This window comes from Mycobacterium sp. NGS51, from assembly GCF_059812525.1.
Map to the genome: position 1 here is coordinate 42822 of NZ_JCALCV010000001.1, position 21229 is coordinate 64050.

Genomic DNA, 21229 nt, shown 5'->3' on the forward strand with positions numbered 1-21229 from the left:
TCGTAACTAGAACAGGTTACAGAAACCTGGCCACCTATCGCTACCAGCCGCAGGAATACCCTGCTCGACACAAATCGGAACGTGTTCTAGTCTCTGTTGTAAGTCAGCACTCCCAGGAGGCATCAGCAGTGACGTCCATTCAACAGCGTGACGCGCAGTCGGTCCTAGCCGGCATCGACGACTTGCTTCCGCAGCTGCGGGAGCGTGCCCAGGCGACCGAGGATCTGCGCCGGTTGCCCGAGGAGACCGTCAAGGCGCTCGACGACGTCGGCTTCTTCACGCTGCTGCAACCCGAGCAGTGGGGCGGCCTGCAGTGCGACCCGGCGTTGTTCTACGAGGCGGCGCGGCGGCTGGCCAGCGCGTGCGGCTCGACCGGTTGGGTGGGCTCGATCATCGGCGTGCACAACTGGCATCTGGCGCTGTTCGACCAGAAAGCCCAGGAGGAGGTCTGGGGCGAGGACCCGACGGTGCGGATTTCGTCCTCATACGCTCCGATGGGGGCGGGCACCGTGGTCGACGGCGGCTATCTGGTCAGCGGCTCGTGGAACTGGTCGTCGGGCTGTGACCACGCCACCTGGGCCTTCCTGGGCGGCCCGGTCATCAAAGACGGCCGGCCCGTCGACTTCGGCAGCTTCCTGATCCCCCGCACCGACTACGAGATCAACGACGTCTGGCACGTGGTCGGCCTGCGCGGCACCGGCAGCAACACCGTGGTCGCCAAGGACGTGTTCGTGCCACGGCACCGGTTCCTGTCCTACAAGTCGATGAACGACGGCAGTGCCGGCGGGTATGAGACCAACACCGCACCGGTCTACAAGATGCCTTGGGGCACAGTGCATCCCACTACAATCTCGGCTCCCATCGTCGGCATGGCCTACGGTGCTTACGACGCGCACGTCGAGCACCAGGGCAAGCGGGTACGTGCGGCGTTCGCCGGCGAGAAGGCCAAAGACGATCCGTTCGCCAAGGTGCGGATCGCCGAGGCCGCCAGCGACATCGACGCGGCGTGGCGCCAGTTGATCGGCAACGTCAGCGACGAGTACGCGTGCTTGGTCGCCGGCAAGGAGATCCCGTTCGAGTTGCGTGCCCGGGCCCGTCGCGACCAGGTGCGCGCCACCGGCCGGGCGATCGCCTCGATCGACCGGCTGTTCGAGGCCTCGGGCGCAACTGCGCTGGCCAATGACGCTCCGGTTCAACGCTTCTGGCGTGACGCGCACGCCGGGCGAGTGCATGCGGCCAATGACCCCGAGCGCGCGTACGTCATCTTCGGAAACCACGAATTCGGGCTGCCCCCCGGCGACACGATGGTATGACCGCCACCGAAGAGCTGACGTTCGAATCCACGTCGCGTTTCGTCGACGTCGACGTCGACGGCCCGCTGAAACTGCACTACCACGAGGCCGGCGTGGGCAATCCGCAGACGGTGGTGCTGCTGCACGGCGGCGGTCCGGGTGCGTCGAGTTGGACCAACTGGTCGGCCAACATCGCGGTGCTCGCCGAGCGGTTTCACATCCTCGCCGTCGATCAGCCCGGCTACGGTCACTCCGACAAACGGCCAGAGCATGGGCAGTTCAACCGGTATGCGGCCAGGGCTCTCAAGGGCCTCTTCGACCAGCTCGGCCTGGAACGTGTTCCGCTGGTGGGAAATTCGCTGGGCGGCGGCACCGCGGTTCGGTTCGCACTGGACTACCCGGATCGCGCCGGCCGACTGGTGCTGATGGGTCCGGGCGGGCTGAGCGTCAACCTGTTCGCCCCGGATCCCACCGAGGGTGTAAAGCGGCTGTCGAAGTTCTCGATGGCGCCGACCCGAGAAAACCTCGAGTCATTCCTGCGGGTGATGGTCTACAACCAGAAGCTGATCACCGACGAGCTGATCGACCAGCGGTTCGAACTGGCGAGCACTCCGGAGTCGCTGGCGGCCACCCAGGCGATGGGGAAATCGTTCTCCTCGGGTGACTTCGAGCTGGGCATGATGTGGCGTGAGGCCTACCGGTTGCGCCAGCCGGTGCTGCTGATCTGGGGGCGTGAGGACCGGGTCAACCCGCTGGACGGGGCGCTGGTGGCGGTGAAGACGATTCCGCGTGTGCAACTGCACATCTTCGGGCAATGTGGACACTGGGCACAAGTGGAGAAGTTCGACGAGTTCAACAAGTTGACGGTTGATTTCCTGGGAGGTGCGTGATGAGCATCCGCTCACTGGGTTATTTGCGCATCGAGGCCACCGACATGGCCGCCTGGCGTGAATACGGGCTCAAGGTGCTCGGCATGGTCGAGGGCAGCGGCGCTGTCGAAGGTGCGCTGTACCTGCGGATGGACGATTTCCCGGCGCGGTTGGTGATCGTCCCAGGTGAACATGACCGGCTCTCGGTGGCCGGCTGGGAATGCGCGAATGCCGAAGGTCTGCAGGAAATCCGGGGTCGGCTCGACGTGGAGGGCACCCCGTACAAGGAAGCCACCGCCGCCGAATTGGCGGATCGGCGTGTTGACGAGATGATCCAGTTCCAGGACCCGTCGGGTAACTGCCTGGAGGTCTTCCACGGCGCCGCGCTGGAGCACCGCCGGGTGGTCAGCCCGTACGGGCACAAGTTCGTCACCGGTGAGCAGGGACTGGGCCACGTGGTGCTTTCCACCCGCGACGATGCCGAGGCGCTGCACTTCTACCGCGACGTGCTCGGTTTCAAACTGCGCGACTCCATGCGGATGCCGCCGCAATTGGTCGGCCGCCCCGCCGACGGAGCGCCGGCATGGCTGCGGTTCTTCGGCTGCAATCCGCGCCACCACAGCCTGGCTTTCCTGCCGCTGCCCACCCCGAGCGGCATCGTCCACCTGATGGTCGAGGTGGAGAACGCCGACGACGTAGGGCTGTGCCTGGACCGCGCGCTGCGCCGCAAGGTGCCGATGTCGGCAACCCTGGGCCGGCACGTCAACGATCTGATGCTGTCGTTCTACATGAAGACGCCGGGCGGATTCGACGTCGAATTCGGTTGCGAGGGACGACAAGTCGACGACCACGATTGGATCGCGCGGGAAAGCACCGCGGTGAGCCTGTGGGGCCATGACTTCACGGTCGGCGCTCGCGGGCAGTAATGGCTGCTGCGCCGATTGACCCGCGCGCCTTCCGGCAGGCGCTGGGCCAGTTCTGCACGGGGATCACCATCATCACCACCGTGCACGACGACGTCCCGGTCGGATTCGCCTGTCAGTCGTTCGCGGCGCTGTCCTTGGAGCCGCCGTTGGTGCTGTTCTGCCCGACCAAGGTGTCGCGCTCCTGGCAGGCCATCGAAGCCAGCGGAAAGTTCTGCGTCAACGTGCTGACCGAATCCCAGAAGGACGTCTGCGCGCGGTTCGGATCCAAGGAGCCGGACAAGTTCGCCGGAATCGACTGGAACCCATCAGAACTCGGTTCGCCCGTCATCGACGGCTCGCTGGCTTACATCGATTGCACGGTCGCGTCGGTGCACGACGGCGGCGACCATTTTGTGGTGTTCGGCGCGGTCCAGTCGCTCTCCGAAGTCCCCAAGATCAAGCCCAGGCCGCTGCTGTTCTACCGCGGCGACTACACCGGCATCGAACCGGACAAGACCACACCGGCCCAGTGGCGCGACGACCTCGAGGCCTTCCTGACGACCACCACCCAGGACACCTGGCTGTAGGCGCGGGTTCGTGCAGTCAGGCGCACAGGCTGTCGACGCTCGTCGTGGTATCAGTGCTCGTAAGTGGTTTCGGTGTTGGCGTCCTGAAACATCTCCGACACGATGAGCCAAGATCCATCATCTTGACGCTGCAGGGCTCGCAACGAGAAGTTGTCTCGGTCCAAGGTCCCGCCGCCCACCAGACCCTGTCCTCGGATTTTGAGATGCGCAGATACCAGAACGACGTCTGCTGTCAACACGCGGAACGTCGTCTCCGGTGCATCGACAAGTTCACCCCGGTTGAAGTTCTCATCCTGAAACAGGCCGCTCAGGTAGCCGACGATTTCATCGCGTCCCCGTTTGACTGTGCCGAAGGCGTTGACCCAGTCGGCGTCGTCGGAGTACACCGCGCCTAGCGCGTCGGCGTCGCGATCATCGAACCCGCGCAGCAATGCCAGCAGCGTCTTGCCGATCGCCTGCTGATCCTGCTGTGCCAGGTCCGAGAAGTCCATCATGCTTCGGATCGTAAGCCGACTACTGCTTGTGCCAGCGATCCTGGTGGTCGGCATGGGTCTGCAGGTAGGCGCCCGGCAGAAAGAACTCGTCGTAGAACTCGGTGTCGAGATGTTGCGCCTGCAGATACATCAACACGTGCACGGTCGGCACGGTGCCGGGCAGCTTGCCGAAGGTGTCGTAGATGTGGGACGCCTCAACGGTGACGATTTCCTGGATGCCCGCCGGCGGTAACGCGGACCCGCGCACCTTCGGAGAATCCGACCACGGCCCTGGCGTCTCGGGGTCGAAAGGGCCGCCCGGGCCGAACTTTCGCGCAACGAGTTTCTCGACGCCCGCCGCCACCGAGGAGACATGCGGTGGGCTGAGGGTCTCGAAGTATCCGGGTAGCCCGGTGACATTCGGGAATGGCCACCGCTGATCATCGTCGGCGGCAAAGCCCAACCCGTCGAGCACCGACAGTCGATTCAGTCCGTCGTAGATCCAGCCACCGAGTCCCATCGCCTGCAGCGCCAGCATCCCGTTATTGGCGGCGATGGCGAGTTCCGCGCTGGCCTCGGTGAGCGTGTAATGCTCGACGAATGACAGCGGAACCGGGTCGTCGGCATGCCCGAGGGACGAAAACTGTTCGATGCCGGGGATTGTGCGCCCGGTGATGTCGTCGAAAATCGGGTAGCCGTTGGCGGCGAAGAACCACAGGTTTTCCATCAAGTGTTCGGCGAGGTCGGCCGCCGGGAACGCGAGCAGACTGCCCGGATGGTTGCCGATCCAGATGTTGTGGCCTTCCATATGTGGCTCCACGCGCGGCAGTTCGAGGCGCGTGGCTGAAGTCCGCACGTAGGACGCCGCGGTATGGCTGATCCATTCCTCGATGCTGTGGAACTCGCGTGGTTGCTCGTCACGGGTCGGCAACAGATAGCAGCCGGTGTCGTCGGTGAAGAACAGTTGGCTGGTGTGGAAGCCTGCCGCCGACGGGAAAGTGCGACCGGTCGCGCTGCCCGAGTAATTCGGTAGCGATGGCGCGTAGCCGGGGTGGTGTGTGATGCCGCTGTGCCAGCCGGTGACACCGGCTGCCATCGAAAGCACCAGCGCCCGTTCGACTTCGGATAGCGGTTGGACCGGTCGGCTACTGGTGAAAGCCAATGCACCGGCGGGGATCGCGCCGCCGACCGGGAACCGTCGTGACCGCCGCCCGGTGATGGCGGCAAACAGCGAGAACTGCGACACCTCGGCCAGCGCAGCCCGCTCGAGCTCGGAGATGACGAGGCTCACCGCCGCAGCCACGGCTCGATGCGGCTCAGCGCCTCCTCGATATCCGACGCGGGCCCGGCGAACGACAGCCGGACGAATGAGCCGCCCGCTGCGGTGTCGAAGTCGATACCAGGTGCGATCGCTACACCGGTGTCCGCCAAGAGTTTCGAGCAGAACTTCATCGAGTCGGTGGTGAAGTCCGAGACGTCGGCATAAACGTAGAACGCACCGTCGGTCGGTGCCAATCGATCGATCCCGATGTCGCGCAGGCCGTCAAGTAACCGCCTGCGGTTGACCGCGTACTGATACAGATGCCCGTCGGCTTCGGCGGCGGATTCCGGGCTGAACGCGGCGACGGCGGCGTACTGCGACAGCACCGGCGGGCAGATGGTGAAGTTGCCGGTCAGGCGGTCCACTGCCCGGCGCAACTCGGTCGGTACCAGCAGCCAGCCCAGCCGCCAGCCCGTCATCGCGAAATACTTGGAAAAGCTGTTGACCACCACCGCATTCCGTGACGTCTGCCAAGCGCAGCTGGTCTGCGGTGCGCCCGCGTAGACCAGCCCGTGGTAGACCTCGTCGCTGATCAGTCGCACCCCGGCGGCGTCGCACCAGGACGCGATCGCCGCCAACTCGGCCGGCGGGATGACCGTCCCGGTCGGATTGGCCGGGCTTGCCACGATCACGCCGGCCAGCGGCGGGTCGATCTCGGCGAGCATCTGCGCGGTGGGCTGAAATCGGGTATCCGGTCCGCATGGGATCTCGACGACCTCGCAACCGAGCGCCGCGAGAATGTTGCGGTAGCAGGGGTAGCCGGGGCTGCTGACCGCCACCCGATCGCCGACGTCGAAGCAGGCCAGAAAGGTGAGCAGAAACCCGCCCGACGATCCGGTCGTCACCACCACGTCATCGGCGTCGACTTCCAGTCCGTGCCGCCTCAAGTACGCGGCGGCGATCGCCGCGCGCAGCTCCGGAATACCGAGTGCCACCGTGTAGCCCAACTGGTTGCGGTGTAGCGCCTCGGCCGCGGCGGCGCGCACCGGCTCGGGGGCTCCGGCACTGGGCTGCCCCGCCGACAGGTTGACCAAATCGCCATGGGTGCGTTGCCGCTCGGCGGCCGCCAGCCACACGTCCATCACGTAGAACGGCGGGACGCCGGCGCGCAGCGCGACGCGATCGGTCATGCGCCCAGGTTAGAGCACCTGTGACTCGAGCCGCCGCAAGTGCTCGCGAGGCGGGCCGAGCAACTGTGAACTGCCATGCGCGCGTTTGAAGTACAGCTGCATGTCGTGTTCCCAAGTGATCGCGATACCGCCATGCAGCTGAATGCCTTCGGCGGCCACCGCGCTGAACGCTTCGCTTGCCGCGATGCGGGCCAGCGCGGCCGTTGTCGGCGACGGCTCGGCCACAGCGTCGTTGACGACCGCACGGGCCGATTGCACTGCGACGTACAGGTCGGCCATCCGGTGCTTGAGCGCCTGGAAGCTGCCGATCGGCCGGCCGAACTGCACCCGCTCCTTGGTGTAGTCGACGGTCAGGTCCAGGCAGCGCGCTGCTGCACCGATCTGCTCGACGGCCAGCAGGATGGCCGCGGTGTCGGCGATGCCGGGGTCGGCGCCCAGTGGTGTGCTGCTCTGCGCCGCGACGCGGGCAAGCCGGCGGGTGGGATCCATCGCGGCGACGGGCTCGGCGGTGACCTCGGTCCACCGGTTGAGCTTGCCGTCCGCCGCGCTGACCACGACGTCGGCGATATCACCGTTGACCACATAATCGGGGTCGAACACCACCGCCCCGATTGTCGCGCCCTCGGCCAGTTGCTCCAAAGTTTCGGCGTCCGGCTCGTCGGCAGCGAGCAGCGCCCGCTCAGCCAGTGTGGTTCCCAGCAGCGGAGTGGGCACCAAACCCTTGCCGAGCTCCTCCAGGACGACGGCAGCGTCACCCAAACTGCCGCCGGCACCGCCGTATTCCTCGGGCACCAGCAGGGCCGCCGCGCCGACTTGCTCGCACAGCAGCCGCCACAGTGATTCGTCGTAGCCGCGGTCCGATTCCATCGCCACGCGCACCGCCTCGGGCGAGGCGTGCTTGTTCACCAGCGCGGCGACGGTTTCGCGCAGCAGTTCACGTTCGTCAGTTGCTGTCATGTCAGCGCCTCCAGTACCCGTCGGCGATGCGCAGCGGGGCCACCCCAGGCGGGCCGCAGCGCCTGCACCCGCAGTAGCCACAACGACAGGTCGTGTTCGGCGGTGAAGCCGATGGCGCCGTGAGTCTGCAGCGCGGCGCGCGCCGCCAGCAGCGCGGCGTCGGATGACGCGGCCTTGGCGGCGCTGACATCGCGGACGGTGTCGGGGGAGTCGGTGGCCAGCGACAGCGCGGCACCGTACACCAGCGGCCGGGCCAGCTCGATGGCGATATGCGCGTCGGCCAGCTTGTGCTTGATCGCCTGGTAAGAGCCGATCACCCGGCCGAACTGGGCGCGTTGCTTGGCGTAGTCGACGGCGGCGTCCAGGAGGGCCTGCCCGGCGCCGACCAGTTGCGCAGCGGTGGCCAGTGCGCCGAATTCGTCGGCCCGCGCGACGTCGGCATCCCACGCCGTGCCGGTGGCGGTGACGTCGAACAGGTGACGGCTGGGATCGACGCACTCGTGGCACTGCCCGACTTCGGCCGCGCTCACCCGGGTGTCTGCCAGCAACACCAGCCCGGCAGTATCGGCGTCCACGGCGCGCGGCACCTGTGGCGGCAGGGCGACCGTGGCGATCAGCTCTCCGGCCGCCAGCGCTGTGCAGCGCTCGTCGTCACCCAGCAGAAGCGGCGCTACCGCAATGGATTCGGTGACCGGACCGGGCACGCACCAGCGTCCGAGCCGTTCCAGCGCGACGACCAGGTCGACCGGTTGCGCGTCGAGACCGTCGAACCGTTCGGGCACCAGCAACGCGGTGACACCCAAGTCGGCCAACTGTGTCCACACTTTGCGGCCCGGCGCAGTGTCGCCGGCGGCCCAGGCGCGGACCGCACCTGGCACGTCGGCCGCCGCAAGCGCGGCATCGATGCTGGCCGCAAAGTCGCGCTGCTGCGCGTCGAGGTCGAATCTCATTTGGCTTTCTCCCGGGGCAGGCCCAGCAGCCGCTCGGCGATAATGTTGCGCTGAATCTCGTTGGTGCCTGCGTAGATCGGGCCGCCCAACGCGAACAATAACCCGTCAGTCCACGGGTCGGCGAGTTCGCCGTCGGTGCCGCGGATGTCCAGCGCAGTCTGGTGGATTGCGACGTCCAAATCGGACCAGAACACCTTGGTCACCGACGATTCGGCGCCGAGTTCGCCGCCCTCGGTCAATCGGGTCACGGTACCGAAGGTGTGCAGTCGATACGCTTGCGCCTTGATCCACGCGTCGGCCACCTGCTCGCCGAAAGCGCTGTCGCCCTGGTTCTTCCACAGCTGCGCCAGCCGCTCGGCGGCGGCCAGGAAACGCGCCGGACTGCGCAGCGACATGCCGCGTTCGTTGCTCGACGTGCTCATCGCGGCCCGCCAGCCGTCGTGCACGGTGCCGATCACGTCGACGTCCGGCACGAAGACGTCGTCGAGGAAGATCTCACCGAAGCCGGTGTCGCCGCCGAGTTGGGCGATCGGGCGCACGGTGATCCCGTCGGCCTTCAGGTCGAACATGAAATAGGTCAGGCCGCGGTGGCGTTCGGCTTGGGGATCAGAGCGGAAAAGTCCGAATCCCTTCTCGCCGAACGGTGCCCGAGAACTCCAGATTTTCTGACCATTGAGCAGCCAGCCGCCGTCCGTCTTGGTAGCGGTTGATCTTAACGACGCCAGGTCGCTGCCGGATTCGGGCTCCGACCAGGCTTGCGCCCAGATCTCCTCGCCGCTGGCCATCTTGGGCAGTATGCGGTCCAGCTGCTCCTCGGTGCCGTGTGCGAACAATGTGGGTGCGAGCATCGAGGTGCCGTTGGCGCTGGCACGCCCGGGAGCACCGGCCCGGAAATACTCTTCTTCGAAGATCACCCACTGCAACAGCGTCGCGTCCCGCCCGCCGTAGCGCTGCGGCCAGCTGATCACCGACAAGCCGGCATCGAAAAGTACCTTGTCCCAACGCCGATGCTGCTCAAAGCCCTCGGCCGTATCGTACGACTTGGTCGGGAATGCCGCTTTGTTCGCGGCCAGGAACTCGCGCACCTCATGCTGGAACTCCAGCGTTGCATCGTCGAAATCAAGGTCCATCTACGACATCTCTCGCAATAGCGGTTTGACCACCTTGCCGCCGGGATTGCGGGGCAGCGTGTCGACAAACCTCACCGAACGGGGGGCTTTGAAATTCGCCAGATGTTCACGGGTGTGGGCGATCACCGCCTGCTCGTCGAGACCGCATCCTGGTCGCGTCACCAGGAACGCGCGACCGACCTCGCCGAGCCGCTCATCGGGGACGCCGATAACCGCGGCGTCGAGCACGCCGTCCAGCCGGGCCAGCACCTGCTCGACCTCCGCGGGATAGACGTTGAACCCGCCGCAGATGTACATGTCCTTGAGCCGGTCGGTGATCTGCAAATTCCCTGCGGCATCGAGCTTTCCGATGTCGCCGGTGTGCAGCCAGCCCTCAGCGTCCACCGTCGCCGCCGTGGCCTCGAAATCGTCGAGGTAGCCGAGCATCACGTTGGGTCCGCGTAGCAACACCTCACCCTGTTCACCGATACGGAGCTCGAAGCCGGCGATCGGGCGACCACAGGTCGTGGCCACGGTGACGGCGTCGTCGTCGGCGCGGCACATGGTGCCGAATCCGTTGGATTCGGTCAGACCGTAGGCGGTCAGCACGATGTCGATGTCCAACTCGGTCTGCATCCGCTCGATCAGCACCACCGGCACCGTCGCTGCGCCGGTGACCGCGAACCGCAACGAGCTCAGGTTATAGCTGCCGCGGCGCGGATGATCCAGCAGCGTCTGGTAGATGGTCGGCGGGCCGGGCAGCACGGTGATCCGGTGGTCGGCCACGGCCTGCATCGCCCGCTCCGGGTCGAAAGTCAGCTGCGGATATAGCGTGGCGCCGGTTTGCAGGCAGGCCAAAATGCCGGCTTTGTAGCCGAAGTTGTGGAAGAACGGGTTGATGCACAGGTAGCGGTCGTCGGTGGTGATCTTGCCGCAGGCCGCCCACGCCGCCGACCCGGCCAGCGATTGACGATGGGCGCACAACACGCCTTTGCTGCGACCGGTGGTGCCGGACGTGAACAGCACGTCGGAAACGTCGTCGGGGCGCACCGCGGCGGCCCGGGCGTCGGCGACAGCCAGGTCGGTGCCGCGCGCGAGGAATTCGTCCCAGGTGCCGTCGTCCGCCTCTATCGGCACCCGCACGATATGACGCAACGCAGGCAGGGCCTCGCGGCGCAGATCGGCCACCTTGTCCGCGCCGAGGAACTCACCCATTGCTACCAGCAGTGGAGCTTCGGTCCGGGCCAGGATGTCGGTGGCCTCGGCCGCGGTGTAGCGGGTATTCAGCGGCACCACGGTGCCGCCGGCGTAGTGGGTGGCCAGGCAGGCGACCGCCCAGTGCCAGGTGTTCGGCGACCAAATCGCTACCCGATCCCCGGCGCCGAGGCCTAGGTTGATCATCGCCGCCGCGGCTTGGCGCACCTCGTCGCGCAACTCGCCGAAGGTGAGGCTGCGGTCCGGGGTGACCAGGGCAGCATGCTCGGGTAGGTCGCGAGCGATGCGATCCAGCACCGCAGGAATGGTCTGCGGATCGCTCGACATCGACGCTCCTCTAACTTCGCCCCACGCCGACCGAAATGACCCAGGGGCTAACAAAGCAAGTGCTTGGTAGGTTAGCCTACAGGGGTGCAGGACGTCGAGGAGTTCCGGGCCGAGGTCCGCGACTGGCTGGCCGCGAACCTGACCGGTGAGTTCGCCGCGCTCAAGGGGCTCGGCGGTCCGGGCCGTGAGCATGAGGCCTTCGAGGAGCGACGTGCCTGGAACCGGCATTTGGCGGCGGCGGGGCTGACCTGCCTGGGATGGCCGGTCGAACACGGCGGGCGCGGTCTGTCCGTCGCCCACCGGGTGGCGTTCTACGAGGAGTACGCGATCGCCAACGCGCCCGCCAAGGTCAACCACTTCGGTGAGGAACTGCTGGGGCCGACGTTGATCGAGTTCGGCACCCCCGAGCAACAACAGCGGTTTTTGCCCAAGATCCTCGATGTCACTGAACTGTGGTGCCAGGGCTACTCCGAGCCGGGCGCCGGTAGCGATTTGGCCAACGTGTCCACCACCGCGGTGCTCGACGGCGACGAGTGGGTGATCAACGGCCAGAAGGTGTGGACGTCGCTGGCGCATTGGGCGCAGTGGTGCTTCGTCATCGCGCGCACCGAAAAGGGCTCCAAGCGCCATGCCGGATTGTCTTATCTGCTGGTGCCTCTCGACCAGGCCGGGGTGCAGATCCGCCCGATCGTCCAGCTCACCGGTGACTCGGAATTCAACGAGGTCTTCTTCGACGACGCCCGCACCGACGCCGGTCTGGTGGTCGGCGCGTCCGGCGACGGCTGGCGGGTCGCGATGGGAACGCTGACATTTGAGCGAGGCGTTTCGACGCTCGGGCAGCAGATCGTCTACGCGCGCGAACTCGACGGCGTCGTCGAGCTGGCCAAGCGCACCGGTGCCGCCGACGATCCGCTGATCCGGGAACGACTGACCCGGTCCTGGGCCGGCCTGCGGGCGATGCGCAGCTATGCCCTGGCCACCATGGACGCCGAGGGAGGCGGCCGGGCCGCCGGAAAAGATAACGTATCGAAGCTGTTGTGGGCCAACTGGCATCGGGAGCTGGGCGAGATCGCGATGGACGTGCGGGGCAAGGCGGGCATGGCGCTGACCGACGGTGACTTCGACGAATGGCAGCGCCTGTACTTGTTCACCCGGGCCGACACCATCTACGGCGGCTCCAATGAAATCCAGCGCAACATCATCGCCGAGCGGGTGCTCGGCCTGCCCCGGGAGATCAAGGGATGACGCTTGCCAGCGCACCGAAAGAGATTGACGGACACGGTCTTTTGACCGGCAAGGTCGTGGTCGTCACCGCCGCCGCGGGTACCGGCATCGGATCGGCGACCGCGCGGCGTGCGCTGCTGGAGGGGGCCGACGTCGTCGTCTCCGACCACCATGAACGACGACTGGGCGAGACCGCCGGCGAACTGTCCGCACTGGGACTGGGCCGCGTCGAGCACGTGCTCTGCGATGTCACCTCCACCGCACAAATCGACGCGCTGATCGCTTCTGCCACCGCACGGTTGGGCCGCGTCGACGTCCTGGTCAACAACGCCGGTTTGGGGGGGCAAACCCCGGTGGCCGACATGACCGACGAGGAATGGGACCGCGTGCTCGACGTCACGCTGACATCGGTATTCCGCGCCACCCGTGCCGCGCTGCGTTACTTCCGCGATGCCGGCCACGGCGGTGCGATCGTCAACAACGCCAGCGTCCTGGGCTGGCGCGCGCAGCACTCCCAATCGCACTATGCCGCAGCGAAAGCCGGAGTGATGGCGCTGACACGCTGCGCCGCCGTCGAGGCCGTCGAATACGGTGTGCGGATCAACGCGGTGTCGCCCAGCATCGCCCGGCACAAATTCCTCGACAAGACCACCTCGGCCGAACTACTCGACCAGCTATCGGCCGACGAAGCATTCGGCCGCGCGGCCGAGCCGTGGGAGGTGGCCGCCACGATCGCGTTCTTGGCCAGCGACTACTCCAGTTATCTGACCGGAGAAGTGATTTCGGTATCGAGCCAACATCCATGACCCGGCGTGAAGAACTCCTGGAGCTCGCCGCGACGATGATGGCCGAGCGCGGCCTGCGCGCGACGACCGTCCGCGATATCGCCGACGGCGCAGGCATCCTGTCCGGCAGCCTGTATCACCACTTCTCCTCCAAGGAGGAGATGGTCGATGAGGTGCTGCGTGGCTTTCTGGACTGGCTGTTTGACCGTTACCAGGAAATCATCGACACCGAACCCAATCCGTTGGAGCGGCTCAAGGGCCTGTTCATGGCGTCGTTCGACGCGATCGAACATCGTCACGCGCAAGTCGTCATCTACCAGGACGAGGCCAAACGGCTCACGTCGCAGCCCCGGTTCTCCTACGTCGAAGACCTCAACAAGCGGCAGCGCAAGATGTGGGTCGACGTGCTGCACCAGGGGATCGAGGAGGGCTACTTGCGCCCCGATCTCGACGTCGACCTGGTCTACCGATTCATCCGCGACACCACCTGGGTGTCGGTGCGCTGGTATCAGCCCGGCGGACCGCTCACCGCTCAACAAGTGGGTCAGCAATACCTCGCGATAGTCCTGGGCGGAATCACCGCAAATAGAGAAGGAGTCTGAAATGGTTCGTGTCGGCGACGATGCAGAGCGAAGCGATGAGGAGGAGCGACACTGATGACTGACGCGTACATCATCGACGCCGTGCGGACCGCGGTCGGCAAGCGCAACGGATCGCTGGCCGGCGTGCATCCGATCGACTTGGGGGTAGCCGCGTTTCACGGCTTGTTCGACCGCGTCGACGTCGACCCCGGCGCCGTCGACGATGTCGTGGTGGGCTGTGTGGACGCACTGGGCGGGCAGGCCGGAAACATCGGGCGGAACGCCTGGCTGGCGGCCGGCTACCCCGAAGAGGTGCCAGGTGTCACCGTCGACCGGCAGTGCGGATCCAGCCAGCAGGCGATCTCCTTTGGCGCGCAAGCGATCATGTCCGGCACCGCGGATGTGATCCTGGCCGGTGGCATGCAGAACATGAGCCAGATCCCGATCGCGTCGGCGATGGTGGTGGGCAAGGAGTTCGGATTCACCTCTCCCACCAGCGAGTCGAAGAACTGGCTGCACCGTTACGGCGACCAGGAAATCTCGCAGTTCCGCGGTGCGGAGCTGATCGCCGAGAAGTGGAACATCTCCCGCGAAGAAATGGAGCAGTTTGCGCTGAGCAGCCACCAGCGTGCGCTGGCGGCGATCCACGGCGGTCGCTTCGACAACGAGATCGTCGAGGTCGACGGGTTCCGGATCGACGAGGGCCCGCGCGAGACGTCATTGGAGAAGATGGCTTCACTGAAGACCCTGGCCGAGGGCGGCCGGTTGACCGCAGCGGTGGCGAGCCAGATCTCCGACGGCGCAAGCGCGGTGCTGTTGGCCTCCGAGCAGGCCGTCAAGGACCACAAGCTCACGCCGCGAGCCCGCATCCACCACATCAGCGCCCGCGGCGCCGACCCGGTGTTCATGCTGACCGGCCCCATCCCGGCGACCCGCTATGCGCTGGAGAAGACCGGGCTGTCCATCGACGACATCGACGTGGTCGAGATCAACGAGGCGTTCGCACCGGTCGTTATGGCGTGGCTCAAGGAGGTCAAGGCCGACCCGGAGAAGGTGAATCCCAACGGCGGTGCGATCGCGCTGGGTCATCCGCTCGGTGCTACCGGGGCCAAGCTGTTCGCCACCATGCTCAACGAGCTCGAGCGCACCGGCGGCCGGTACGGCTTGCAGACGATGTGTGAGGGCGGTGGTACCGCCAACGTCACCATCATCGAACGGTTGTAGCCGCGAAGCTCGGCCCGCCGCGCCGCCGAGTGTGAAGCTCACGACGCGTCACCGGCGTGTCGCGTCGCCTGTTTCACGCTCGGCGTGACACGCCAGCGATGATGTCGTCGACCGTGCGGTGAGCGAGCGCGTCGACCTCACCGCGACTCGACAGCCTTAACGGTCCGTGCAGGGCCAGCTCGGCGAACCCGTGCACCGCCGACCAGCAGGGCCACTCGGCGCCGTCGCGCCGGGATGGTGGAAGCACGCCAGCGTCCACCATGGCGTCCAGTGCCTCGACCAACGCCAGATACGATGGTGCACTGGTAGTTTCGCCCAAGAAGGCTGCCGAAAACCAGCCGGGCTCATCGAGCGCGAATCCAATGTAGCCGAGTCCTACCGCTCGCAGCCGCTCAGAAGCCCGCCGCACCGACGTCTGCATCCGGGCAGCCATCCGGTGCTGGATGGCCGTCGCAACGGCCCGCAGCAACGCCTCGCGGTCGGCGAAGTGACGGTACGCGGCGTTAGGCGAAACTCCAACGCGTCGAGTTGCTTCCCGGATGGTGAGTGCCTCCGGCCCGCCGGTCCGCGTGAGTTCAAGGCCTGCGTCAATCAGTGCCGCGCGCAGATCGCCGTGGTGGTAACCGGTCTTCACGTCGCCCAACTCTTGACCATTCTCGGGACCGAAGTGTACGGTGTGAACATTATCATGTTGACGGCGTGAACATCGTGAACGGAGGTGCCTTGGTAAGAACCGTTGGATTGCCGCCCGTCGTGGGCCAGCAGACCTGGCAGCGCGAGTTGGATGCGCTGCGCGTCCGTGAGAAGGCGGCCACCCGCGAGCTCGACGCGATAGCCGCGCACCGACGGCGCCTGCCGATGGTCGAGATGCCGGACTACGTGCTGGAAGACGAGAACGGACCGATCCGGTTGGTCGACGTGTTCGACGGCAAACGGCAGCTGATCGTCTACCACCACATGTGGTTTCCGGGCGAGGAATGGCAATGCCCGGGCTGCACCGGATTCACCTCGCAGTTCACCCGCCTGGAATTCCTCGACAACTACGACGCCCGCTTTGTCATCGTCACGCAGGGACCGATCGACGAAGCACTCGCATACAAGCGGCGGGTGGGCAATCGGATGACCTGGTATTCGACTGCCAACAGTTCGTTCGGCGCCGACGTCGGCGCCCCACCGGGCGGCGGGTTCGGTGTGAATGTGTTTCTGCGTCGCGGGGATACGGTGTATCGCACCTGGCACACCAATGGACGCGGCACCGAACAGCTGAGTCACTCGTTTGCGTTGATCGATCTACTGCCGTACGGCCGCCAAGAAGAGTGGCAGGATTCGCCGGACGGTTGGCCTCAGCGTCCCACCTACAGCGGCTGGGCCGGCTCGCAGGAGATCGCTCGAGCGTACGGAAACACCCAACCAGAAGGAGCACGATGACCGGCCTGACCACGATCAGCTTGGTATGCGTACCGACACCCGACCAGGACAAAGCGGTCGCGTTCTACGAGTCGTTAGGCTTCGAGAAGCGAACCGACCAGCCGTTCCATGGCGGCTATCGGTGGATCGAGGTGTACCCGCCCGAGGGCACCACCGGCATCGCACTTGCTCCGCCACCGCCGGATAGCGGACCGGTGCAGCCGACCGTCACCGGTATCACGTTGACCACCAGTGACATCGACGCCACCCACCAGGCGATGAAAGAGCTCGGGGTCGACGTCGATGCGCAGGTATCGCGAGCGGGTGAACCCGTTCCGCCACTGTTTTGGTTCCGTGACCCGACCGGACACACGCTGATGGTCGTGGAGACCTGATCACCGCGCCGGCTGGGAATCTGGCGACGCCGGCACGGCGTGTCGCGTCGTCAGGTTCACACTCGTGGGGCATGTGTATGGGTGTAGGCAGTATGCGGCGGCTGCTGGCAAGCTTCGGCCATGGGGGAGTTGCCCTGGCCGTTTCTGGGCGCCGAGGCGTTGGCCGACAAAGCGATCCCCGAGCGCGCAATGCGGACGCTGTACGAACCGGTCTATCCCGGCGTCTACGCGCCGTGGGGGGTCGAGTTGACTGCACTACAGCGGGCGCAGGCGGCGTGGTTGTGGTCGCGGCGTCGGGGTGTAGTCGCCGGTAACTCTGCTGCGGCACTGTTGGGCGCCAAGTGGATGAGTCAGGACCTCGACGCCGAGCTGGTGCACGACAACCGCAAGCCGCCGCCCAGGCTTGTCGTGCACTCCGACGCCCTGAAGCCGGACGAGGTCGTGACTGTCGACGGGATTGCGGTCACCGGGGCGGCGCGCACTGCCTTCGACATCGGTCGGCGAACCGAGTCGCGGCTACGCTGCCTGCAGCGGCTTGACGCGCTGGCGAACGCCACCGGCGTCGGTATCGACGAAGTTGAGGCCGTCATCGGCGCACACCCCGGCGTACGGAGCCTGAACCGACTCCGCCGGGTACTGCCGCTCGTCGACGGCGGCGCGGAATCCCCGCAGGAGACACGCACCCGGCTGGTGCTGGTCGACGCCGGTCTACCCCGGCCGGAGACCCAGATCATGGTTTACGACGAGTACGGCGAGTTCGTGGCACGGGTCGATATGGGCTACCGAGACCTTCGGGTCGGGATCGAGTATGACGGCCCGCAGCACTGGACCGATTCGGAACAGCGAGAGCGCGACATCGACCGGCACTGGAAACTGGTCGCCCTGGGCTGGGTGATCATCCGGGTCAGCGCCGACCTGCTTCGCTACCGTGAGGCCACGTTTATCGGTCGCGTGGAAGCAGCGATGTACGCAGCCGGGTGGGCTGGCCGGTCCGCGAGCGTGAAATCGACGACGATGGATCGGCGTGTCGCGTCGTGATATTCACACTCGCGGGTGGATGAGCGCCGCCGCGGCCTGCAGGTGTTTGACGGCGTCGGCCACGATCGTCTGGATCAGCTCCGCGCACGACGGCAGATCCTCGAGGATGCCGGCCACCTGACCGGAGGCCAGTACGCCGGCATCGGTGTTGCCTTCCACCAGACCGGCTTTCAGCAACATCGGGGTGTTGGCGGCCATCACCACCTGCGACCACGTGAGATCTTTGCCGTGGCGCATCGCCAAGCCGTCGCGGATCATCGACGGCCATGTCATCTGCGACATCTTCTTGAACTTCCCAGCATTACGTATCGCGGCGGTGAAACCCCGTGCCCGCGAGCCGCTTTCCAGCTTCTCGACCAGCCCCGTCCGCAGCACCCGGTGCGGCATGCCGTCGACACGGGTGGTGACCACCGTCCCGTTCAACGCGGACTCCAGATAGCGCTGTTTGACCGCGTCGGGAACGGTGGAATCCGAGGTGAGCAGAAACCGGGTGCCCATCGCCACCCCGGCCGCGCCGTAACTCAGCGCCGCGGCCAGCCCACGGCCGTCGAAAAAGCCGCCGGCCGCGATCACCGGAATGTTCACCGCGTCCAGCACCGACGGCAGCAGCAGCGTCGTCGCCACCGGGCCCGTATGCCCGCCGCCCTCGCCGCCCTGCACAATCACCGCGTCGGCACCCCAGGAGGCCACCTTGCGGGCGTGCTTGGCGGCGCCGACCGACGGAATCACCACCGAGCCGGCATCTTTGAGCCGGTTGATCAGTTCCTGCTTGGGCGCCAACGCGAACGACGCTACTTTCACGCCCTCGCGGATCATCAAATCCACCCGGTCGCCGGCGTCGACGGCGTCGGCGCGGATGTTGACACCGAACGGTTTGTCGGTGGCGGCCTTGACTTTCCCGATCGCAGACGCCAACTCGTCGACGGTCATCGTCGCCGATGCCAGGATGCCCAGGCCGCCGGCGTTCGCGGTGGCCGAGACCAGTCGCGCCCCGGCTACCCAGCCCATTCCGGTTTGCACGACTGGGTGCTGGATGCCGACCAGCTCGGTCAGCGGCGTCCGCAACCTCATGACCGCACTTCTTTGTCGCGCAACGACTTCGGATCGATGACTTCGCGGATCAACCGCAGCTCGTCCTCGCCCGGCGGCGGGGTCTCTTGCGCATCAGACAAGCCGTGTACTTCGAACGAGGTGGCCTCCTGCACGTCCTCAGCGGATACGCCCGGGTGCAGGGTCAGTACCCGCATCGTGCGGTCGGGACCGCCGAAGTCGAACACGCCGAGGTTGGAGATCACCCGGTGCACGTTGACGAACCGGAACGCCGGGTTGTCCGGGTCGACTTTGTCGTAGCCGATCCCCGACACTACGTCGACGGCGTCGCAGAACACCCGCTTGGAGTGGTTGCCGACCCAGTAGCTGGTGGCGTGGTTGATCGTGTTGCCGGGTGCGCCGCGAACGCCGAACATCTGCCGGGTCGGGTGCTGTAGCGGGCCGAACGCGGACAGGTTCTGATTGCCATAGCGGTCAACCTGATTGGCACCCATGACCACATGCCGGCGGCCCCAGGCCAGCGTCTCGAACACGCGCCCGAACGGCATCCAGCCCTCGACGGCGCCGGTGGCACCCAGCGTCGGGGTGTCCGCCAAAAGTTGTGCCTCTCCGTCGGTAATCAGGATATCGGGGGAGAACGTCAACCGGGCCAGCCTCGCACCGACCGAGGCCACTGTGGTCATCGGGCTGATCATGATCTCGCCGGCGTCGCGGAACAGCTCGGCGCAGGCCATCACGCAAACTTCGGCTCGGGTGATCATGCGGACTCCTCGAACTTACGCACGGCCGTCTGATAGTCGGCTTCACTGCCGGACAGATAAGTGGTGACGAACTGTTGCCAGCTCTCCTCCGACGCAGCGGCCTCGGCGTAGTGCCGTTGGAATTTCTCGTCGCGTCCGTAATCGGGTGCAGCGGTAGTGAAGTGGGCGCCGCCGGGGGCTTCCACAACAGCGTCGACCATCATCCTGTTCACCAGCAGCGCCTGCGGCGGTACTGCCTTGACGAGCTCCTCGGTCGAGACCAGCCGCTCCACGGACAGGTAGCGCTTCTCGGCGGCCATCAGATACAAGTCGTCGAAGTACGGATCGATACCGGTGTAAGCGGCATTGCCCTGGACATCACCGAGATTCAGGTGTACGAATGCGGCGTCCAGTCGCAGTGCCGGCATCGCGATCAGCGTCTCGTACCGCCCGTCCGGCGACGGATACGGCGAGCGGACCGTGGCCAGTTCACCCTCGAAGAAGTCGAGCACCGAACTGCCCAGCCCGGCGCGAATCGGCAGGAACGGTAGCCGCTGCGCCGCTGCCTGTAGCCCACAGCGCAGCATGCCCTCGTCCATTTCCCGGGCCTCGATCGCGCCGCTGGTGCGCGCCTTAGCGAACCACGGGTCATAGAACGGTGGCGAGTCCAGCGAGACGAAGCCGTAGTAGACGCGGCGCACTTTGCCCGCTGAGCACAGCAATCCGATGTCTGGGCCGCCGTAGGTGACGACGGTCAAATCCTTGACATCCGAACGCAGGATCGCACGAACGAAGGCCATCGGCTTGCGCCGCGACCCCCAGCCGCCGATCCCGATGGTCATCCCACTGCGCAACTGCGCGACGGCGTCGTCGAAGGTGGTCCGCTTGTCGCTCACTTCTTGCCCTTTTCCGTGCCGGCAAATGCATCGCGGTGCTCGTCGGAAACCCCGGCCAGGTTGAGTTCGAAGGTAAAGCCTTGCTCCATGCGGTAGCTGGAGTTGACGCGCTGCACGTCGATGAGGTTCAGCGCTTCCTTGGCTGCACGGATCACCCGGGTGTCCTTGGCCGCGATGTCACGGGCGACCCGTAACGCGGCCTCGTCCAACTGATCTCGCGGCACCACTTCGTGCACCGAGCCGAAGTGGTGCAGGGTGGCGGCATCGACGGTGGCCGCGGTGAAGAAGAGCCGCCGCATCATGTGCTGCGGCACCAACCGGGACAGGTGGGTGGCCGCGCCCAGCGCGCCGCGCTCCACCTCGGGTAGCCCGAACGTGGCATCGTCCGACGCGACGATGACGTCGGCGTTGCCGACCAGCCCGATGCCGCCGCCGACGCAGAAGCCGTTGACCGCAGCGATCACCGGGACCGCACATTCGTAGACCGCCCGGAACGCGGCGAAGCAACCCCGGTTGGCATCGATCAGCGCGGTGAATCCCTCCGTGCGCTGCATCTCCTTGATGTCGACGCCGGCATTGAAGCCGCGGCCCTCGGCCCGCAGGATCACTGCGCGGGTATCGGGGTCGTTGCCGGCAGCGGTCAGCGCGTCGGCGAGTTCAAACCAGCCGCCCGATGGGATGGCGTTGACCGGGGGAAAGTCGACGGTGACCGCGACGATGCCCGGTTCTGTGACGGCGGATGTGATCGTCAATT

At 66.1% G+C, this 21229-nt stretch carries 23 protein-coding genes; 11 read left to right on the plus strand and 12 right to left on the minus strand.

The genetic code is table 11. The features are described 5' to 3' along the window. Positions 1 to 128 precede the first annotated feature (128 nt). The 4 genes from hsaA to hsaB are packed head-to-tail and all read left to right on the plus strand — an operon-like array spanning position 129 to position 3653. Positions 129 to 1313, plus strand: a complete 1185-nt coding sequence (hsaA, locus tag AC5Y5W_RS00220) for a 3-hydroxy-9,10-secoandrosta-1,3,5(10)-triene-9,17-dione monooxygenase oxygenase subunit (RefSeq protein ID WP_500021955.1) — start codon at positions 129 to 131, stop codon at positions 1311 to 1313. Next, complete coding sequence (gene hsaD, locus AC5Y5W_RS00225) at positions 1310 to 2182, plus strand: 4,5:9,10-diseco-3-hydroxy-5,9,17-trioxoandrosta-1(10),2-diene-4-oate hydrolase (protein ID WP_500021956.1); 873 nt, start codon at positions 1310 to 1312, stop codon at positions 2180 to 2182. The genes hsaA and hsaD overlap by 4 nt, the downstream gene beginning before the upstream one ends. Then, a complete protein-coding gene (gene hsaC / locus AC5Y5W_RS00230) occupies positions 2182 to 3087 on the plus strand; it encodes an iron-dependent extradiol dioxygenase HsaC (RefSeq protein WP_500021957.1) in 906 nt (301 codons plus the stop codon). Before hsaD ends, hsaC begins: the two co-directional genes overlap by 1 nt. After that, positions 3087 to 3653 (plus strand): 3-hydroxy-9,10-secoandrosta-1,3,5(10)-triene-9,17-dione monooxygenase reductase subunit, encoded by a 567-nt coding sequence (gene hsaB / locus AC5Y5W_RS00235; protein WP_500021958.1) that lies wholly within the window; start codon positions 3087 to 3089, stop codon positions 3651 to 3653. Before hsaC ends, hsaB begins: the two co-directional genes overlap by 1 nt. Before the next feature lie 50 nt (positions 3654 to 3703). On the opposite strand, the gene AC5Y5W_RS00240 is transcribed toward hsaB, so the two are convergent. From AC5Y5W_RS00240 to fadD3, 7 genes are read right to left on the minus strand one after another with little or no spacing between them, the layout of a single operon-like run. Then, a complete protein-coding gene (locus tag AC5Y5W_RS00240; RefSeq protein ID WP_500021959.1) occupies positions 3704 to 4147 on the minus strand; it encodes a YybH family protein in 444 nt (147 codons plus the stop codon). A 19-nt stretch (positions 4148 to 4166) separates the two neighbouring features. Continuing rightward, positions 4167 to 5417 carry a hypothetical protein gene (locus tag AC5Y5W_RS00245; protein ID WP_500008841.1) on the minus strand — a complete coding sequence of 417 codons (1251 nt, stop codon included), beginning with the start codon at positions 5415 to 5417 and terminating at the stop codon, positions 4167 to 4169. Then, positions 5414 to 6577, minus strand: a complete 1164-nt coding sequence (locus tag AC5Y5W_RS00250) for a pyridoxal phosphate-dependent aminotransferase (protein WP_500008562.1) — start codon at positions 6575 to 6577, stop codon at positions 5414 to 5416. The genes AC5Y5W_RS00245 and AC5Y5W_RS00250 overlap by 4 nt, the downstream gene beginning before the upstream one ends. A 9-nt stretch (positions 6578 to 6586) precedes the next feature. Beyond that, positions 6587 to 7534: an acyl-CoA dehydrogenase IpdE2 gene (gene ipdE2, locus AC5Y5W_RS00255; RefSeq protein WP_500008563.1), complete on the minus strand. Its 948-nt coding sequence runs from the start codon at positions 7532 to 7534 to the stop codon at positions 6587 to 6589. Beyond that, entirely contained in the window at positions 7531 to 8484 is a 954-nt protein-coding gene (locus AC5Y5W_RS00260; RefSeq protein WP_500008564.1) for an acyl-CoA dehydrogenase family protein, read from the minus strand. Before AC5Y5W_RS00260 ends, ipdE2 begins: the two co-directional genes overlap by 4 nt. Next, positions 8481 to 9614, minus strand: a complete 1134-nt coding sequence (locus AC5Y5W_RS00265; RefSeq protein WP_500008565.1) for an acyl-CoA dehydrogenase family protein — start codon at positions 9612 to 9614, stop codon at positions 8481 to 8483. Before AC5Y5W_RS00265 ends, AC5Y5W_RS00260 begins: the two co-directional genes overlap by 4 nt. Then, positions 9615 to 11135 (minus strand): 3-((3aS,4S,7aS)-7a-methyl-1,5-dioxo-octahydro-1H-inden-4-yl)propanoate--CoA ligase FadD3, encoded by a 1521-nt coding sequence (gene fadD3, locus AC5Y5W_RS00270; RefSeq protein WP_500008566.1) that lies wholly within the window; start codon positions 11133 to 11135, stop codon positions 9615 to 9617. It lies immediately after the preceding gene. Between the two features lie 84 nt (positions 11136 to 11219). Here fadD3 and ipdE1 point away from each other — a divergent pair, with 84 nt between their 5' ends. The 4 genes from ipdE1 to fadA6 are packed head-to-tail and all read left to right on the plus strand — an operon-like array spanning position 11220 to position 14949. Then, on the plus strand, positions 11220 to 12380 hold the full coding sequence (gene ipdE1, locus AC5Y5W_RS00275; RefSeq protein WP_500008567.1) for an acyl-CoA dehydrogenase IpdE1: 1161 nt from the start codon (positions 11220 to 11222) through the stop codon (positions 12378 to 12380). Then, on the plus strand, positions 12377 to 13165 hold the full coding sequence (ipdF, locus tag AC5Y5W_RS00280) for a (5R,7aS)-5-hydroxy-7a-methyl-1-oxo-2,3,5,6,7,7a-hexahydro-1H-indene-carboxyl-CoA reductase (RefSeq protein ID WP_500008568.1): 789 nt from the start codon (positions 12377 to 12379) through the stop codon (positions 13163 to 13165). Before ipdE1 ends, ipdF begins: the two co-directional genes overlap by 4 nt. Next, a complete protein-coding gene (kstR2, locus tag AC5Y5W_RS00285) occupies positions 13162 to 13746 on the plus strand; it encodes a TetR family transcriptional regulator KstR2 (RefSeq protein WP_500008569.1) in 585 nt (194 codons plus the stop codon). Before ipdF ends, kstR2 begins: the two co-directional genes overlap by 4 nt. Before the next feature lie 54 nt (positions 13747 to 13800). Continuing rightward, positions 13801 to 14949 (plus strand): steroid 3-ketoacyl-CoA thiolase FadA6, encoded by a 1149-nt coding sequence (fadA6, locus tag AC5Y5W_RS00290; RefSeq protein WP_500008570.1) that lies wholly within the window; start codon positions 13801 to 13803, stop codon positions 14947 to 14949. 73 nt (positions 14950 to 15022) lie between these two features. On the opposite strand, the gene AC5Y5W_RS00295 is transcribed toward fadA6, so the two are convergent. Then, positions 15023 to 15583, minus strand: a complete 561-nt coding sequence (locus AC5Y5W_RS00295) for a TetR/AcrR family transcriptional regulator (protein ID WP_500008842.1) — start codon at positions 15581 to 15583, stop codon at positions 15023 to 15025. 65 nt (positions 15584 to 15648) lie between these two features. On the opposite strand from AC5Y5W_RS00295, the gene AC5Y5W_RS00300 reads away from it, so the two are divergent. From AC5Y5W_RS00300 to AC5Y5W_RS00310, 3 genes are all read left to right on the plus strand, one after another. Beyond that, positions 15649 to 16377 carry a DUF899 domain-containing protein gene (locus AC5Y5W_RS00300; protein WP_500008571.1) on the plus strand — a complete coding sequence of 243 codons (729 nt, stop codon included), beginning with the start codon at positions 15649 to 15651 and terminating at the stop codon, positions 16375 to 16377. Beyond that, complete coding sequence (locus AC5Y5W_RS00305; RefSeq protein ID WP_500008572.1) at positions 16374 to 16751, plus strand: VOC family protein; 378 nt, start codon at positions 16374 to 16376, stop codon at positions 16749 to 16751. Before AC5Y5W_RS00300 ends, AC5Y5W_RS00305 begins: the two co-directional genes overlap by 4 nt. 120 nt (positions 16752 to 16871) lie before the next feature. Then, entirely contained in the window at positions 16872 to 17789 is a 918-nt protein-coding gene (locus tag AC5Y5W_RS00310) for an endonuclease domain-containing protein (protein ID WP_500008573.1), read from the plus strand. 3 nt (positions 17790 to 17792) lie between these two features. On the opposite strand, the gene ipdC is transcribed toward AC5Y5W_RS00310, so the two are convergent. From ipdC to echA20, 4 genes are read right to left on the minus strand one after another with little or no spacing between them, the layout of a single operon-like run. Then, a complete protein-coding gene (gene ipdC / locus AC5Y5W_RS00315) occupies positions 17793 to 18860 on the minus strand; it encodes a (3aS,4S,5R,7aS)-5-hydroxy-7a-methyl-1-oxo-octahydro-1H-indene-4-carboxyl-CoA dehydrogenase (protein WP_500008574.1) in 1068 nt (355 codons plus the stop codon). Further along, complete coding sequence (gene ipdB, locus AC5Y5W_RS00320; RefSeq protein ID WP_500008575.1) at positions 18857 to 19600, minus strand: cholesterol ring-cleaving hydrolase subunit IpdB; 744 nt, start codon at positions 19598 to 19600, stop codon at positions 18857 to 18859. Before ipdB ends, ipdC begins: the two co-directional genes overlap by 4 nt. Further along, entirely contained in the window at positions 19597 to 20475 is an 879-nt protein-coding gene (ipdA, locus tag AC5Y5W_RS00325; protein WP_500008576.1) for a cholesterol ring-cleaving hydrolase subunit IpdA, read from the minus strand. Before ipdA ends, ipdB begins: the two co-directional genes overlap by 4 nt. Beyond that, entirely contained in the window at positions 20472 to 21227 is a 756-nt protein-coding gene (gene echA20, locus AC5Y5W_RS00330; protein WP_500008577.1) for a (7aS)-7a-methyl-1,5-dioxo-2,3,5,6,7,7a-hexahydro-1H-indene-carboxyl-CoA hydrolase, read from the minus strand. The genes ipdA and echA20 overlap by 4 nt, the downstream gene beginning before the upstream one ends. Positions 21228 to 21229: the final 2 nt, after the last annotated feature.